This is a genomic window from Burkholderia sp. THE68, assembly GCF_009938265.1.
In the GTDB taxonomy this organism is placed as follows: domain Bacteria; phylum Pseudomonadota; class Gammaproteobacteria; order Burkholderiales; family Burkholderiaceae; genus Caballeronia.
This window is the reverse complement of record NZ_AP022315.1, coordinates 1,372,604-1,388,214: the sequence shown is the minus strand read 5'-3', so window position 1 is coordinate 1,388,214 and position 15,611 is coordinate 1,372,604. Positions and strand designations below refer to the sequence as shown.

Below are 15,611 nucleotides of genomic sequence, written 5' to 3'. Positions count from 1 at the left end.
CGGTGCTCGCTAGCGGCACGCCGCCGACGGCACCACCGGCGTCACCCGCGACGCCGGCAGCACGCCGAACGGCAGCCGCGCGCTGATGACGATCGCACCTTCGCCCGCGCGCACGATCTGCCGGTCGACCTGATTGATCACGACGATCTGCCCGTCATAGACGACGATCTGATCGCCCTTGCAATCCGCGTTGCCGCCCGGTTCGAGGTTGGCGCAATCGGTGACGGAGTATTCCGTGCCGCGTATGCCGATGGTCGAGGTCGGCGTCTTCACGCGATAGTTATCCGGCTTGCCTTCCTTCGCGACGAGACCGTCCACCGCGCGCAATCCGCCTTTCACGAGCGACAGAAAACTGCGGTCCTCCTGCGGCGCATTCGCGGCGTAATGAAAATCGTCGACGCGAAACACCGAGCCTGGCTTCAGATAGACGCGCTGCTTGTCGGTGAAGATCATCACGATCTCGGACGCGACGCCGGTCTGCACGGTGTCGCCGTTGTCGATGCCGCCGCCGACCGCCGCGACGCGCTGCGCGCCGCCCGCCGACTGGATCGCGACGTTGCCGACGAGCGCGGTGATCGTCGCGACCGGCTCGGCCGAGGCGGCGCGCGCGGTCATCGCGAGAAGCACGAGCAGGAGCAGAAGAACGTGTCGGGCGCGCATCATGACGGGTCTCAGAAGGACTTCGTGAGCGCGACCCAGAAGCGGTTCGCGTGGCCGGTGCCGAGGGTCGACGGAACGTAGCCGAGGGTGTGCGCGTAGGACATCGACAGTACGAAGTCGTGCGGCGCGGCGAGCGTCGCACCGACGCCGACGCCCGACAGCCGCACGTGATTGACGCCCGGCACGACCGGATGCGCGACGATCTTGCCGTCGGCGGTATCGATGAAGCCCGCCAGCGTGACGAGCACCGGCACGAGCGATTGCCGGATCGTCTGCCGCACTTCGAAAGTCGCGATGTACGCTTCGTCGACGGGCGCATCGCCGGTGGCGTAGGCGCGCACCGCGTACGGGCCGCCGAGCGAGATCTGCTCGGACGAATCGAGATTGCGCGAGCTCGCCTGGCCCGTCAGCGCGAAGTAGAACTGCGTGCCGTTGGCCTGATCGCCGATCACCTGCGTATGCGTCATCGCGAGCACGAACTTCGTGAACGAGCCAGCGATCTGCGCCTCGAGCTGTTCCGGTTGCGGCGTCCTGAAGCGCAGGTTCCCTTGCTGGATGCTGGTATCGAAGGTCGTGATGCTTTTCTGCAGCGTCAGATTGCCCGACAGGCCCAGACGCGCGACATCGCTGCTCTTGTCGCTGACGGAATCGAACGCGCCGAGATGATCCGACAGCAGCTTGTGATCGTAGCCGAGCGTCGTGTACACGTTCGCGGACGGCGAGCGCAGCAGCGCATAGCTGAGGAAGGTGGAGAACACGTTGGCGCTGCCGTAGGCGTCGAGTTCGTCGAACTGGCCGCCGACCGAATACGTCGAGCGCGTGTAGCCGATGCCCCACGCGAGCCCGCTGCCGCCCACCGGCACCGTATAGCCGATGTTGCCGTAGAACTGCCCGGTGATCGAACCGAGCAGCCGCGCACCCAGCTGATCGCCGATGCCGAGCGGATTGTTCCATTGCAGCGCGCCGATCAGCCGCGCCGCGCCGGTCGTCGTCTGGCCGTAGTTGTCGGCCTGCACGCTGCCCGACAGCGGCCGAGCCTTCGGCACCAGCAGCGTCATGTCCGAGGTGCCCGGCAGCGCGCCCGGCGCGATCGTCGCGTTCGCGCCCGTCGTGCCGGCGGCGTCCTGCGCAAGCAGCGTCGCGCGGGTGAGGGCGTGTTCGTCGATCACGTCGCCGGTTTTGAGCGCGCCGAGAAAGCGCGCCATGACCGCATCGCGCGTGCGCGACTGATTGTCGATATCGATGCGCCCATAGCGCCCCTCGCTCACCGCGATACGTACGATGCCGCCGTCGATCTCCTGCGGCGGCACGTAGGCCCGCGCGACCAGATAGCCGTGCTGGCGATAAAACGCGCTCACGCGATCGGCGGCGCTTTCGAGATCGTCGAGCGAACGATCCGGGCCGATGACCGGGCGCACGGCGTCGAGCAGTTGCGCCGCCGCAAAGCGCGTGTTGCCGGTGAACGTGAAACCCTTCACCTCGAAGCGGATGCCGCCGGGCGCGCCCGTTGCGCCCGGCGGCGCGGGCGCGGGCGTCACGTTCAGGCGCAGGTCGGAGGGCGGCGGCGGCGCGGGCGATTGCTGCTGCTGTTCGCGCAGAATGCTGCCCGCGTTCGGCAGCGCCTGCGCGCGCGCATCGCGCATATCGCGCGCGCTCGCCGCGACGAGCGTCGCGAGCAGCACCGCGAGCCGCGTCGAAGCGAGGCTGCGCCGGGCGTGTGGGCCGAAGCGTCGCACGCGCCTGGGCTTCACATGCGGCATACGTGGCCGGGCCATGCGTCATCCGGCAGGCGGCTGCCGTCACTCGACGAATCGGTGCGCTGCTGCACGAGCGGCGCGGTTTCCGGCTGCAGGCCCGGCGTCGCGTCGAAGACATGCGCGGGATTGGCGGCGTCGGTGCGTACGGAATCGAGAACGCCGGGCAGCGTCGCCGCGGTCGTGATCACGGTTCCCGGCGCTTCCGGCGTCACGGGTTGCGCGGGCGGCGCGGGCGGTTGTGGCGGGGGCGGCGTCGGCGTGCCGGCGATGCGCAGCGTGCCGCCTTGCGTCGTGATCGTGTAGCCGGTCGGGCCACCCGTCGCCGTGACGGTGATCGCGTAGGCGCCGGCCGCCGCGCCCGGCGCCGCGCCCGTGCTCGTCACCGTGAAGACGAAAGGCTCGTGGACCGTCGGGCTGTCGGCGAACGCGTTGCCGTAATTCGCGCCGTTGTAGCGCAGCGCGATCGTGACGTCGTTCGGTCCGAGCGTGCGCGGCGTGTCCAGCGGCACGTCGATGTTGATCGCCGTCAAGGTGACTTGCTGGCGCGCATTGAACGCGAAACGGTTGCCCGAGACCGACGCGGCGCGCGCATCGACGCCGCCCGTGTAAGCGTCGCCCCAGAGCGCGAGATTGCCGCTTTGCAGGCCGCCGAAGGCGTCGGTGTCGGGCGAATCGGTGTAGACCAGCCAGCGGCCATTGGGCGCGGCGAGCGCCTGCGCGCCGGCGTGGTTGGCGAAAGTCGCGGCGGCGAGCGTGATGGCCGTGCCGCTCGCGCGGCTCGCGACGGGCGCGGCAAGTGTGAGCGACGGCGCGGTGAGCGTCACCGCGCCGCTCGCCGAGACGCCGCTCAGTCCCGCGACGTTTCCGACGATCAATGGCGCGCCATCGACGAGCGCGACCGACGTAGCATCGGCGGCGAGCGTGCCGATGCGATTGGCCGCATTCGTCAGCCGATACGTGCCGCCTCGCAGCGCGACATTGGCCGCTTCGACGGGCGCGCGCTGCGTGGCCGTGCCTGTGCTCGACATGGAAATCGACAGCGTGCCGCGTGGCGCGCTGATGGGCGCGTCGAGCCGGATGCCGCTTTGCGCCGCGAGCGACAGCGTATTGACGCCGCGCCACGCGACCGGGCCGTCGATCAGCACGAAACCGAACGGCTCGAAGCCCGCTGGCGCTGCGGCGCTGATCGACACGTTGGTCGTTTCGAGCACGCGCGAGAGCGTCGCGCTCTGGATCGTGCCGAAGCGCTGTCCGAAGGGATCGTCCGAGCCGACGAGCGCGGCGAAGTCGCTCGCGATGCGCCACGTGCCGGTTTGCCCCGACGCCGCAGCCGTCGTGATCTGCGCGTCGGGCGCGACGCGCACCTGCGTGCCCGCGGTCTCGATCGCGCCGCCGTTGCCGCCACCGGGCGCGGACGCGTCGAGCGTGCCGCCGACTTGCACGACGCCGCTGTCGGCGACGAGCCGGATCACGCCGTTCTGGTTCACGGCGCTGCGCGCGCGAATGATGCCCGTGTTGTTCACGACGTTGGCGAAGAGCGCGCCTTCTGCGTTCGCGGCGAGCCATGCCTGACCGCCATCGGCCTGAATCAGCCCGTGATTGGCGGCGAGCGCATGCAGCGCGCCGCTTTCCACCGACAAGCCGATCATGCTGTGATCGCCGAGCGTGACCGCGATGCGTTCGCCCGCCGCGAGCGCGGCGAATCCGCCGGGCGAATCGATCGTGCCGGCGTTGATCGCGCGCGCGCCGATCAGCGCGACATAGCCGCCGGGCGCGCTTTTGATCGTGCCGAGATTGACGACGGGCGCGCCGTCGTCGCGGTCATGCCAGTGCCAGCGACGCCCGCTGCCCGCGAACGTGTAGTGACCGCTCATGAAATCATTCGTCGACAGATTGAGCGTCGACGCGAGCAAACCGCCGACGTTGACCTGCGCATTCGGCCCGAAGATCACACCATTAGGATTGACGATGAAAACCTGCCCGTTCGCGTCGAGCCGGCCGAACAGCGCGGACGGGCGCGGACCCACCACGCGATTGAGCGCGATCGCATTCGCGCCCGGCTGATTGAACGTGATCGATTCACCGGGGCGCGTGCTGAACGAATTCCAGTCGATGGCCAGGCGGCCGCTATTCTGTTGAATCGTGGTGTTCGCGCCCGCGCTCGTGACCGCACCGGAGCCCGCGACGACGCGCGCGCCAGTCGGCTCCGCGTAAGCATGCGCGAAGACCGCGCTCAAAAGCGTGGCGGCGCCAAGCCGCAGCGCGGGGGACGCGTTGCTTGTGCGCAGAGTCCTGATCATGTCGGCCGACTCCTTTCTGTTGCGGTGCATCGTCATGAAGCGATGCAGGCGCACCATCAAGCAGTTTAGTGTTCCGAACCATGCTTGCAACTACGCGTTTAGAGAATGCGCGTCCACGCTGCGTGTGTGCGTTCGGTGACGCAACTGACTACTTCATTCGTCTTGGGAATGCGAGGTCTCGAAAGACGCTTCCGGCGGCTCGTTCGCGAGTGTTCCTTCGACGAAATCGCGCAGGAACGTAATCCATGTGCGGATCTTCGCGTCGAGATACTGACGGGACGCATACATCGCGTAGATGGTCATGGTCTGCAATTCCCACTCGGGCAGCACGCGCACGAGCGCGCCGCTTTGCAGCCATGGGAGCGCCGCGAGCATCGGCAACGGCGCGATGCCGAGACCATTGGACAGGGCGACGGCGAGCGCGTCGGCGGAATTGACACGCAGCCGGCCGGGTTCGAGATCCACTTCGACCTGTCCGCGCGGGCCTTCGAACACCCATCGGTCGACCGGGAAGAAGGTCGTCACGAGTTGAAGGCACGCGTGCTTCGTCAGGTCTTCGATGTCTTGCGGCACGCCCGCGCGCTTCAGATACGCGGGCGACGCGCAGAGCACGCTCGGCATCGAACAGATTTTCGTGGAGACGAGCGCGGAGTCGGGCAGGGTGGATGTCGTCACCTGCAGGAAGACGTCGAAACCTTCGTCGAGCATGTCGGGGACGTGCTGCGACAGCGTCAGCTCGACGCGCACCTGCGGTTGTTCTTCCAGATATCGCGTGAGCGCGGGCACCACGTAATGCTGGCCGAACGTGATCGGCGCGTGCATGCGCAGCACGCCGCTCGGAGAAAGCTGCGCGTTGCTCGCTTCGGCCTCGGACAGATCGACGAGTTCGAGCACTTCCTTGCAGCGCGTGAGATAGCGGTTGCCCGCGTCGGTGAGCGCGACACGGCGCGTCGTGCGATTGAGCAGACGCGTGCGCAGATGCGTTTCGAGTTCGGTGACGGCGCGCGATGCCTGCGCCGTCGTGATATCCATTTGCTGCGCCGCGGTCGTGAAGCTCGCCGCCTCGGCGACCCGCGCAAAGATCCTCATGCTCCGCAATAAGTCCATCGTCCAGCCATCCGTTTGACGAAGCCGGAACTATCCCACGGCGGCCCGATGGCATGCAACCGGACGCCTCCGTACGTTCGTTTCAGGATTCACATCTGTTACACGGCTTGTAACTCAGCGCCCGAAGCTCGCGGCTAACATGGATTCATGGCTGCATATGAATTCATGATCGCATCGCGGTCTGCGTGACGGCCTTCTCAGAAGAGGAAGACATGAACGTCAAGGGCATGGTCGGAGTGGGTATCGCGCTGTCGGCGGGGCTCGCCTGTGAAGCCGCGATGGCGGGCGTGAGCGTCGGCATCAATCTCGGGATTCCGGTGGCGCCGGTGGCGCCCGTCTACGCCGCGCCGCCGCCGGTGTATGCCGAACCCGCGCCCGTCTATATGGCGCCGCCTCCGCCACCGCCACCGCCGCCGCAGGTGGTCTATCAGCCGGCGCCGGTCGTCGTCGCGCCTGCGCCCGCGATCGTCGTCGGCTGGCATGGCGACCGTTACTGGGACGGCTATCGCTACTGGGGACGCCGCGACTGGTATGCACATCATGGCGGCTACTACGGCTATCGACACTGGTAAGCGGAGCGCATCCGGAAGCGGAGCATCATCATGAACCTATTCTCTCGAACTCGAACCACGGCGCGATTCGCGCGCTCGCTGATCGTTCCCGTCGCGCTCGTGGTGGCGGCGGTGGGGCTCGGCGGCTGTGTCTATGCGCCGCCTTATGGTTACGCGCCCGCGCCGGCTTACGGTTACGCGCCTGCTTATGGCTACGGGTACGGGCCGGGGTATTACGCGGTGCCGTCGGTGTCGCTCGGCGTCGGCTTCAGCAGCGGCGGAGGACACTGGCACGGCCACTGATCATGTGCTCATGAGCAACTGGAACGCCCGTTGCTGCGCTTTCTCCGACTCTTCCGGAGAAAGCGCACGATGGCTGAGCAAACCGTAAGCTTGCTGGCGCATGACGCTCGCTGCGAGCACTTCATGCTGCCGCCCAACGGCTGGGTGCCGAACAACACCCGCCTGCCGGTGCTCCTGTGGCACCGCGCGATCGATCCAAAATCACCCGACCCCGCCGCCAGTTTCGAAACCCTGTTCGCGCACAACGGCTGGCCGCCGCAATGGCGCAATGGCGTCTTCGACTATCACCACTTTCATTCGACTGCGCACGAGGCGCTCGGTATCGCATCGGGCGACGCGGAACTGATCCTCGGCGGCCCGCATGGCCGCGTGATTTCGGTCCGCGCCGGCGATGCGCTCGTCCTGCCCGCGGGCACCGGTCATTGTCTGCTGACGTGCGGGCGCCGCTTTCAGGTGGTCGGCGCGTATCCGCCGGGTCAGCAGTGGGATATCCGCCGTGCAGCGCTCAGCGAGGCGGAGCGCATCGCGATGGAAGCATTGCCGTTTCCGCGCAGCGATCCCGTCGCGGGTGAAGACGGGCCGCTGACACGCGAGTGGCATTGATCGAAAGCATTGTCAGGCTTTCTGCGTGCGGCGCGTGCCGACTAGCGGCACACGCTTGACGACGCCCGTCGCGAGCGCGGTGCCGACCAGCACGATCGCGCACGCGATGCCCATCCCCACCGACACGCGCTCGGCGAGAAAGAGCGCGCCCCACAGGATGCCGAAGATCGGAATCAGGAAGGTGACGGTGATCGCGCGCGCAGGCCCTGCCACCGCGATGAGATGGAAGAACATCATGTAGGCGACGCCCGTGCACGCGACGCCTAGCGCGAGCACCGCGCCCCACGCATGGAGCGACACCGTGCCCGCGGGCCAGAAAAACAGCGCGAAAGGTAGCAAAACGATGGTCGCCGCGCTCATCGTGCCGGCCGCGACCGTCAGCGAATCGACGCCCATCAGGTGCTTCTTCGTATAGCTCGCCGCGACGCCGTAACTGGCCGACGCGGCGAGCGCGGCTAATGCAGCCAGCGCGGTCGCCATCGGCGCGACGGGAACGGCGGACGCGTCGTGCACGAACATCTGATCCCAGACCAGCGCGAGCACGCCCGCAAAGCCGATCGCGAGGCCCGCGACGCGCAGGCGCGTCAGCCGGTCGTTGAGCCACAGGAAAGCGACGAGCGCGCCCCAGAGCGGTGTCGTCGCATTCATGACGGACGTGACGCCCGCCGACAGCGTCAGCTCGGCATACGCAAATAGACAGAACGGCGCGGCCGAGTTGAGGATGCCGACGACCAGCAGCGGCCAGGCGCGCTCGCGCATCGTCGAAAGCGCCTGTCGCGCGTTGCCGCGCAGCGCGAGCATCAGAAGCAGAAAAGCCGCGCCGATGCCGACGCGCAACGCCATCAGCGGCGCTACGCCGAGATCGGTCACGCCGACGCGGATGAACAGGAACGAGCCGCCCCATAGCGCGGCGAGGACGAACAATTGAGCGAGATTGACAGGGGTCATGGCGGGCTTCGCAAGGGGAGTCGGGTAACGAAGCCATCGTAGCGGCGCGCACGAGGCCGACGTTTCGGTCCGGCGTGAAACGAAAGATGCAGCGCGGTCGGCGCGGCGCGTGCTTCGCGATTCTTTCGGGACACTGGCCCGGCTTCGCTTTATGCCCCGCATCGTAGGCGCGCGCGGGGTCGGCGGCAAACGAGCAATTCTCACCGTTATGTGAGAAAAATTGCCAAGCGCCGGGTGGCTTGCCCGCGCGCGTATTCGGTGCGACTCTTGCGGATGGACAGGCGGATGATGGGTTTTTGCAGTGCGATGGACGCAGTCAACTGGAGATAGCCATGGACAGTGCAAACGGCAGCGCATCCACGATCCAGACGATGACCTCGGACGAGCCGCCGCTCGCGCGCCGCACGGTAGCGAGCGCGATGGAAGCGGCGCTCGCGCCAGGCAAGACGCAGGCGCAGAACGCGAGCGTGACGCCGCTCGCGCCGGGCGCGGCGCACCAGCCCGCGATGTACGCGCCATATCACGTGCACGGCAGCGTGCTCGAAGGCGGCGACAGTCCGTCGGTGCTCGCGCAACCCGCCGCCGCGAGAGCCGAGCGGCAGGGCAGCCAGTTCCATCCGTCGCCGCCGGCGCCGCGCCGCGCGCGTGACATGCTGGCGGGCGCGCAGAATGCCGTTTCGACGCGTTATCGTCAGGCGAAGGAGGGTACCGACGACTACGTGCACGACAACCCATGGAAATCGATCGCGCTTGCGGCGGTCGGCGGATTGATCGTCGGTTTGCTGGCGGCGCGCTAAAAAAAGACAGCGTCGGCCGGACTGAACGAAGGCGGGCCTCAACCTTGCTGTAACAATGGTACCGGTGCGGTGCTCATCGCCGTATCGGGCCGACATGGAAGAACGATCGTACGATCTGTGCACCGAGCGGTTCGAAGTCTGGAATCCGCTATACGCGACGTTCACCGGCCCGCGGCGCGTGCTGTTCGTGCATTCGGAATCGAATGTGGGCGACTCGTTCGCGCTCCTGCTCGCGATGCGCGGCTTCGAGGCCGTGCAGATGGGCGATGCGACGAGCGCCCTGCAGTTCGTCGGCAACTGGCGGCCGCAGGCGCTGTTCGTCGATACGCTCATCGGCGATCCGCACGATCATGCGCTTGCGCGCGCATTGCGGGTTGCGCTGGCTCGCGATCAGAAGGAGGGCGAACTCCAGCTGATGATCGCGCTCGCCGCCGATGCCGCCCGCGATCCGCGCGATACGCTCTTCGACGCAGGTTACGACGGCTTTTGCAGAACGCCGTGTCCGGTCTGGTGGATGTTCGATCTTTTGAAGTGTTTCTACGCCGGGTGAGGGCGGCCGCGCAGCCGCCCGCCATGAAGTTCTAGACTGCCCGGGAAGCCTTGAAGTCGCTGGTTTCCAGTTCGACCGACTGGCCGTGGTTGCGCTCGAGCGTGCGCCGGGCAACCTCCTCGATTTGCACGCGTCCGCCTTCGAAAGCGGAGAGGAGATCGTGCGACGACGTCCCGCTGTTGCCGAAGTGATCGTTGAGCGCATCGAGGGAGACGCTGCACCAGACTTCGCGCCCGTCCACCTTTGCTTCGAAAGCGACACGCGCTGCCGCCACGACATGACGCCGCCCGCTGAACTCTATCGTCATCCTTATCACCTCCTGTTATTCGTTCGGAACACGCTAAGCGCGATCATCGCAGGAACGGCAACAGCCGCCGGCCCCGCGATGGCGAGACTGCGCGCGGCCTGGCGCGCCACGCACGGTCCTCTTGCATGATACGCCCGCCATGCACGAGGCGGGCGCCACGGTGACTTTGCAATGGCCGTGCCCGAGCGCTAACGGCAGCAGAGGCATCCGCCGCGATGCTGCATGCCGTAGCTGCCGGCATCCTCCGCACCGGCGCCGGACGCGCTTGCGCCGCCCACGCTCGGCGCGCCGATCGTTACGCGCGCGGCCGTGGCGCTGCATTGCGGGCATGCCGCCGGTTCGTCGCGCTCGGCGATGCGGCGGGCGGCTTCGAATGCGCCGCACGTCGCGCATTCGTAATCGTAGAAAGGCATGACGTTTTAACTCGGAGAAAGTAGGCTCGCTGGCCGCGAAATCAGGACGCGTCCTTGCGCAACATGCGCAGACGCGCTTCTTCGAGCGACTGGAACTTGCTGTCGGCTTCGTCGTACACCGAGACTTTGCCGCGCCCGATGTCGTACACCCAGCCTTGCACCTGCAGCTTGCCGAGCGCGAGCCGTCCCGCGACCGCCGGATGCGTGCGCAGGTGCGTCAACTGCAGCCGGATGTTCTCCTCGACCATCGCGGCGACGATACGTTCCTGTTCCAGCTTGCGCGCCATCACGACGCTGCGCGCCGCTTCCGCATTGCGCAGCCAGGCGTGGACGGTCGGCATTTCATCGGCGATGGTCGCGCCGGACGCGAGGCCTTTCATCGCGCCGCAGTCCGAGTGCCCGCAGATCACGATCTGCCGCACGTTGAGCGCGAGCACCGCGTACTCGACGACCGCCGACACGCCGCCGAGCATTTCGCCGTAAGCCGGCACGATATTGCCGATGTTGCGGCATACGAAAAGCTCGCCGGGGCGCGTCTGCGTGATCATTTCCGGCGACACGCGGGAATCCGCGCAGGTGATGAAAAGCGTGTGCGGCGCCTGCTGGCGCGCGAGGCTCTTGAAGAGCGCTTCGCTATCGGGGAAGACGAAGCGGCTGAAATCGTCTGCGCCTTGCAGCAGGTAGAGGAGGTCGCCCGTCTCGGCGCCGTCGCGTTCTTCGCTCATGGTGGATTTGTCGGACATGGTCGTCGCCTTTTTGTGCGTGGCGGCTCGCGCGCTGCGCGCCGCGTCAAACCGAAAGCTTGCGGAATTTTGGGATGGATCGCAAGTCGGCTGCTGAACTCTGCGCCGGAACAGGTATTCGTCATATGCAACTAACCGTCTAATTTCGGGTTTTCCGAACTGATGCGCTCGAAATTGCACATTTTTTGGAACGATTCCTTCCGCTAGATTGTCTTCATTGAAAGCAAACAGAAAGGAAACGTTATGAAATGCCCCGTGTGTCCCGCGACAGACCTGCTGATGACCATCCGCGAGGGCATCGAAATCGACTATTGCCCGCAATGCCGCGGCGTGTGGCTCGATCGCGGCGAGCTCGATCAGATGATCCGCCGCGCCACGCAGGATTCGCTCGCCGAGGCTCAGGCCGCGCGCCGTGACGACTGGCAAGAGCGCGATCACGATCGCGAGCGCCGTCCGCATCGCCAGGAGGGGTATCACTACGGCGACTCGCGCGGCAAGCATGAGCACGGGCGTCGCAAGAAATCGTTTCTCGGCGATCTGTTCGACTTCGACTGAGCGAACAAGGGAGCACTGATCTCATCGACGAGTTTGTTGAGTTTGTTGAAACACGGCAGCACACCGCACGCGCGGATAACGGGAGAACGGCAAATGGCAACGGTGAAGCAAGTCCTGAGGGCTAAGGGCGACATGACGGTTCACACCATCGATGCGGAGGCGAGCGTTCACGAAGCCGTCGCGCTGATGTCGCGGGCGGAAGTGGGCGCGCTGGTCGTCATGGTCGGCGATACGGTGTGCGGCATCGTCACGGAGCGCGACTACGCGCGCAAGGTGATCCTGCGGGACAAGGCTTCGCGCACGACGACGGTATGCGAGATCATGACCGCGCCCGTGATGTCCGTGAGCCTCAGAACGAGCGCCGACGAATGCATGACGCTGATGACGCAGCACCGCATCCGTCATCTGCCGGTGATCGAGGGCGGCATGCTCGCCGGCATGATTTCGATCGGCGATCTGGTGCGGCATGTCATCGACGAGCAGCAGTTCGCCATCGACCAGCTAGAAAGCTACGTGCGCGGCCCGCGTGCCGACACGCCGACCTGCGCGCTCACGAAGCGCAGCCCGATTCCGCAGACGCTCGCGGCGCGGTTTGCGTAGGCGGGTTCAGGGCGCGTCGTTTGCGAGGCATTGTCCCAGCTGGCGCACGACGTCGTCCCAGTCGCCCAGCCGCTGCGCGCGCACGAGGCGCATCGTCGGATACCACGGGGTGTGATGCGGCTCGCGCTCGTAACGCCATTCGGCGAGCTGATTGAGGAACAGGTAGCAGCGCTTGCCGAGTGCGCCCGCGAGATGGGACAGGGCGCCGTCGTTGCCAACGAACGCATCGAGCCGGTCGATGATGCCGATGCTTTGCGCGAGCGTCACGTCGAGCGGGAGCGTCGTGAAGCGCTCGGGGTCGTGTGCGCGCGGGTCGTCCAGCCAGCGTTTGCGCTCGAAGCCGCGCTGCATGATCACCCAGTGGATGTCGCTCGTGCCGTCCAGAAGCGGCCTGAGATGGGGCAGGGTCAGGCTGCGGTTGGCGAAGTTGTTCGCCGACTCGCACGAAGACCAGAAGATGCCCACGCAGCGTTTGCCGCGCGCGCGTTGCCGGATGTCATCGACGATCGCATCGGCGGCGGAGGGATCGGCCGGTTCGAGGTAGCGTGCCGAGGGCGCGTAGCCGAGCGCGGGAAAGAGCGAGGTGAAGACCGCGAAGGGCTCGGTCCACAGTGCGCCGTCGGGCGCGACGGTGAAACCTGCCGCGCGCAGGCGTTCGGCATCTTCGGCCTGTTGCGACTCGGACATCGAGAGCCGATAGTTTTTGTCTGAACCGTCGGCGATCGCCAGCTGTACGCCGAGTCCCTGAAGCGCGCCGGCGTAGCGCACCCAGTTGACCTGATCGCCGTGACCCGACGCGATCGACGTCAGCGTCATATGCGCCGGCAGGACGCGCTGTCCGCACCAGTAGTGCCCGACGTCGACATGGGGAAACAGTACGCGCCGCGCATCGTGCGACGACCAGTAGCGATGCATCAGATCGACGCCACTTGCGATGCCGTTGAGTCGCATCGCGCTGCGTCCCTGATGATGCCCGAGCACGTACGCCGAATGCGGGTCGACGCCGTCCGCGTTCATGTCCAGAACGCGCTGGTCCTCGCCGAGGTAGTGCCAGCCGTAGACGCGCCACAGGAAGTGAGCGATCGGCGCGGTATCGGGCTTCAATCCCACGAAGTCGATCATGGCGAGCGCGAGTTCTTTCAGTCCGAGATACGCGCACGCATCGCACAGGCTGTGGAGCTGGAACCCGAATACGTCCGACTGACGAGTGATCTGGCAGCAGATGTCGAGCGCGCGCGAAAATTCACCCGCGCGCATGTGGGCGACTGCGCGCCAATGCCAGTAATCGGCGAGGTGTCCATCCGCTGCCATGCGCTCATCGAGAAACCGGAAACACGCTTCAATCTCGCCAGCGTAGAGTCTCGGGGCAAGTTGCTGGTAGTCGTCGGTGTTCATGGAGATGGGCGTCGATTATTCTGTGAGCGGCATTATTGCGTGGGCTTTGCTACGGGTGGACCGGCGACATGTACTTCCCACAAAAATTTCGAATTGTTGATTGATGTTTTAAAAAATCGACAATTTTTGAAATAATCGCGCATGACCTCGTTTGATTATAGGTGGCAGCGTCTTTGTGGTCCGAGGTCGGTGTTCCGATGCTGGCGTTGGAGGTATGAACTTCGATGATAGTCAATGTCACGGCCAAAACATCGATAATTTATCTTATGTAAAATTATAGATACGGCTGAACCGAGGTCGAGCGCCCAGCCTCATTCACCCCATCTCCCCAGCCCGATCCAACAGAAACGCCCGCTCCCGCGCATTCTTCGTCAGCGATGCCGCGCGTTCGAACTCCGCGCGCGCCTCACGCCTGCGGCCGAGCTTGGCCAGCAGATCAGCTCGCACGCTCGGCAGCCAGTGATAGTTCCTGAGCGCGGGCGCATCCGACAACGCATCGACGATCGGCAGCGCAGTCTCCGGCCCGTACGCCATGCTCACCGCGACCGCGCGATTCAGTTCGACCACCGGCGTCGGCGCGGTCTGCATCAGCGCGTCGTAGAGCGCGACGATCATCGGCCAGTCGGTGTCGCCGGCGCTCGGCGCGCGCGCATGGCACGCCGCGAGCGCCGCCTGCAACGCGTACACGCCGCGCGCACCGCCCAGCGCTTCCGAGCGTGTCAGCGCCGCGAGCCCGCGACGGATCAGCAGCGGGTCCCAGCGGCTGCGGTCCTGGTCCGGCAGCAGCACCGGCCGGCCTTCCCGGTCGACGCGCGCTTTCATGCGCGACGCCTGAATTTCCATCAGCGCGACGAGCCCGTGAACCTCGCTCTCGTCCGGCGTCAGTTCGGCGAGGATGCGCCCGAGCCGCAACGCGTCTTCACACAAGCCCGGACGCATCCAGTCGTCGCCGGCCGTCGCCGAATAGCCTTCGTTGAAGATCAGATAGATGACTTCGAGCACCGATCCGAGCCGCGCCGCGCGCGCGTCGGCTTTCGGCACCTCGAACGGCACGCGGGCCGCCGACAGCGTGCGCTTCGCCCGCACGATGCGCTGCGCGATGGTAGGCTCCGGCACGAGAAACGCGCGCGCGATCTCGTCGGTCGTGAGTCCGCCGATCAGGCGCAGCGTCAGCGCGGCGCGCGCATCGACGGACAGCACCGGATGGCACGCCGTGAAAATGAGCCGCAGCAGATCGTCGCCGATGTCGTCCTCGCGCGCAGCGTCGAGCGCATCGACGAAATCGGGCGTGATGTGCGCTTCCTGCGCGTCGAGGTCGCGGCCGTATTCCTCGTGCTTGCGCGCGTGCAGCGCGTGCTGCCGCAGACGGTCGAGCGCCTTGTTTTTCGCTGTCGTCATGAGCCACGCTCCCGGCTTCTCGGGCACGCCCACACCCGGTTGGCTCCAGTGTTCCAGTGCGGCGACGAACGCGTCCTGCGCCAGTTCCTCGGCGAGCGCGACATCGCGCACGACGCGCGCCACGCTCGCGATCACCTTCGCGGACTCGATGCGCCATACCGCGTCGATCGCGCGCCGCGCGGCGTCGTCCGCCGTGTCGTTCCGCTGCCCGCGCCCGCTCACGCCGCTTCCGGATTCATGTGCACGAGTTCCCAGATATGACCGTCGGGATCCTCGAAGCCGTGGCCGTACATGAAGCCGTGATCCTGCGGCTCGCGCGGCGCGCGTCCGCCCGCGGCGACGGCCTTCGCGACCAGATCGTCGACTTCCGCCCTGCTCTCGCACGACAGGCACACGAGCGTCTCGGTGCTCGCGTGGGCATCGGCGATCGGCTTCTCCGTGAAGGTCTGGAAAAACTTTTCGACGAGCAGCATCGTGTAAATGTTTTCGCCGATGACGAGGCACGCGGCGTCGTCGTTCGTGAAGTTCGGGTTGAAGCTCAGGCCCAGTGCCTTGAAGAAGGTCATCGAACGCTTGAGGTCGCGAACCGGCAGGTTCAGGAAGATCTGTTTGTGCATGGCGGAG

Annotated in this window: 18 protein-coding genes; 7 read left to right on the top strand and 11 right to left on the bottom strand. The window is 66.2% G+C overall.

Translation table 11 applies throughout. The features are described 5' to 3' along the window. Positions 1-9: 9 nt before the first annotated feature. The 4 genes from BTHE68_RS06595 to BTHE68_RS06580 form a co-directional block, all read right to left on the bottom strand. Positions 10-663 carry a FecR family protein gene (locus tag BTHE68_RS06595; protein WP_162065654.1) on the bottom strand — a complete coding sequence of 218 codons (654 nt, stop codon included), beginning with the start codon at positions 661-663 and terminating at the stop codon, positions 10-12. Positions 664-671: 8 nt separating this feature from the next. Beyond that, entirely contained in the window at positions 672-2,435 is a 1,764-nt protein-coding gene (locus BTHE68_RS06590) for a ShlB/FhaC/HecB family hemolysin secretion/activation protein (RefSeq protein WP_232077914.1), read from the bottom strand. After that, positions 2,408-4,717: a two-partner secretion domain-containing protein gene (locus BTHE68_RS06585; RefSeq protein ID WP_232077913.1), complete on the bottom strand. Its 2,310-nt coding sequence runs from the start codon at positions 4,715-4,717 to the stop codon at positions 2,408-2,410. Before BTHE68_RS06585 ends, BTHE68_RS06590 begins: the two co-directional genes overlap by 28 nt. Before the next feature lie 153 nt (positions 4,718-4,870). Next, on the bottom strand, positions 4,871-5,824 hold the full coding sequence (locus BTHE68_RS06580) for a LysR family transcriptional regulator (protein WP_162065653.1): 954 nt from the start codon (positions 5,822-5,824) through the stop codon (positions 4,871-4,873). 212 nt (positions 5,825-6,036) lie between these two features. Between BTHE68_RS06580 and BTHE68_RS06575 the strand changes: the two genes are divergently transcribed. The 3 genes from BTHE68_RS06575 (at position 6,037) to BTHE68_RS06565 (ending at position 7,281) form a co-directional block, all read left to right on the top strand. Further along, complete coding sequence (locus tag BTHE68_RS06575; RefSeq protein ID WP_162065652.1) at positions 6,037-6,396, top strand: hypothetical protein; 360 nt, start codon at positions 6,037-6,039, stop codon at positions 6,394-6,396. A gap of 30 nt (positions 6,397-6,426) precedes the next feature. Next, complete coding sequence (locus BTHE68_RS06570; RefSeq protein WP_197919671.1) at positions 6,427-6,678, top strand: hypothetical protein; 252 nt, start codon at positions 6,427-6,429, stop codon at positions 6,676-6,678. A gap of 69 nt (positions 6,679-6,747) precedes the next feature. Beyond that, positions 6,748-7,281, top strand: a complete 534-nt coding sequence (locus BTHE68_RS06565; protein ID WP_162065651.1) for a cupin — start codon at positions 6,748-6,750, stop codon at positions 7,279-7,281. 12 nt (positions 7,282-7,293) lie between these two features. Here the strand turns inward: BTHE68_RS06565 and BTHE68_RS06560 are convergent, their stop codons facing one another. Then, positions 7,294-8,229, bottom strand: coding sequence for a DMT family transporter (locus tag BTHE68_RS06560; RefSeq protein ID WP_162065650.1), 936 nt, complete (start codon positions 8,227-8,229; stop codon positions 7,294-7,296). A 332-nt stretch (positions 8,230-8,561) separates the two neighbouring features. Here BTHE68_RS06560 and BTHE68_RS06555 point away from each other — a divergent pair, with 332 nt between their 5' ends. Together BTHE68_RS06555 and BTHE68_RS06550 are read left to right on the top strand one after the other, a co-directional pair. Next, entirely contained in the window at positions 8,562-9,026 is a 465-nt protein-coding gene (locus BTHE68_RS06555) for an ElaB/YgaM/YqjD family protein (RefSeq protein ID WP_162065649.1), read from the top strand. A gap of 94 nt (positions 9,027-9,120) precedes the next feature. Next, positions 9,121-9,576, top strand: a complete 456-nt coding sequence (locus tag BTHE68_RS06550) for a response regulator (RefSeq protein WP_162065648.1) — start codon at positions 9,121-9,123, stop codon at positions 9,574-9,576. 31 nt (positions 9,577-9,607) lie between these two features. Here BTHE68_RS06550 and BTHE68_RS06545 read toward each other — a convergent pair whose 3' ends face one another. The 3 genes from BTHE68_RS06545 to BTHE68_RS06535 form a co-directional block, all read right to left on the bottom strand. Next, on the bottom strand, positions 9,608-9,883 hold the full coding sequence (locus BTHE68_RS06545) for a DUF1488 family protein (RefSeq protein WP_162065647.1): 276 nt from the start codon (positions 9,881-9,883) through the stop codon (positions 9,608-9,610). 188 nt (positions 9,884-10,071) lie between these two features. After that, a complete protein-coding gene (locus tag BTHE68_RS06540) occupies positions 10,072-10,296 on the bottom strand; it encodes an FmdB family zinc ribbon protein (RefSeq protein WP_162065646.1) in 225 nt (74 codons plus the stop codon). Between the two features lie 41 nt (positions 10,297-10,337). Next, the gene (locus BTHE68_RS06535; protein WP_061176228.1) at positions 10,338-11,039 is read right to left on the bottom strand and encodes a carbonic anhydrase; all 702 of its coding nucleotides are present in this window, start codon (positions 11,037-11,039) and stop codon (positions 10,338-10,340) included. A gap of 243 nt (positions 11,040-11,282) precedes the next feature. Between BTHE68_RS06535 and BTHE68_RS06530 the strand changes: the two genes are divergently transcribed. Together BTHE68_RS06530 and BTHE68_RS06525 are read left to right on the top strand one after the other, a co-directional pair. Continuing rightward, positions 11,283-11,594 (top strand): TFIIB-type zinc ribbon-containing protein, encoded by a 312-nt coding sequence (locus tag BTHE68_RS06530; protein WP_162065645.1) that lies wholly within the window; start codon positions 11,283-11,285, stop codon positions 11,592-11,594. Positions 11,595-11,687: 93 nt separating this feature from the next. Continuing rightward, complete coding sequence (locus BTHE68_RS06525) at positions 11,688-12,194, top strand: CBS domain-containing protein (RefSeq protein ID WP_162065644.1); 507 nt, start codon at positions 11,688-11,690, stop codon at positions 12,192-12,194. Positions 12,195-12,200: 6 nt separating this feature from the next. Here the strand turns inward: BTHE68_RS06525 and BTHE68_RS06520 are convergent, their stop codons facing one another. The 3 genes from BTHE68_RS06520 to BTHE68_RS06510 form a co-directional block, all read right to left on the bottom strand. Next, on the bottom strand, positions 12,201-13,589 hold the full coding sequence (locus BTHE68_RS06520) for a hypothetical protein (protein ID WP_162065643.1): 1,389 nt from the start codon (positions 13,587-13,589) through the stop codon (positions 12,201-12,203). Between the two features lie 315 nt (positions 13,590-13,904). Then, complete coding sequence (locus BTHE68_RS06515) at positions 13,905-15,209, bottom strand: RNA polymerase sigma factor (protein ID WP_162065642.1); 1,305 nt, start codon at positions 15,207-15,209, stop codon at positions 13,905-13,907. Continuing rightward, positions 15,206-15,604: a VOC family protein gene (locus BTHE68_RS06510; protein WP_162065641.1), complete on the bottom strand. Its 399-nt coding sequence runs from the start codon at positions 15,602-15,604 to the stop codon at positions 15,206-15,208. The genes BTHE68_RS06515 and BTHE68_RS06510 overlap by 4 nt, the downstream gene beginning before the upstream one ends. Positions 15,605-15,611: the final 7 nt, after the last annotated feature.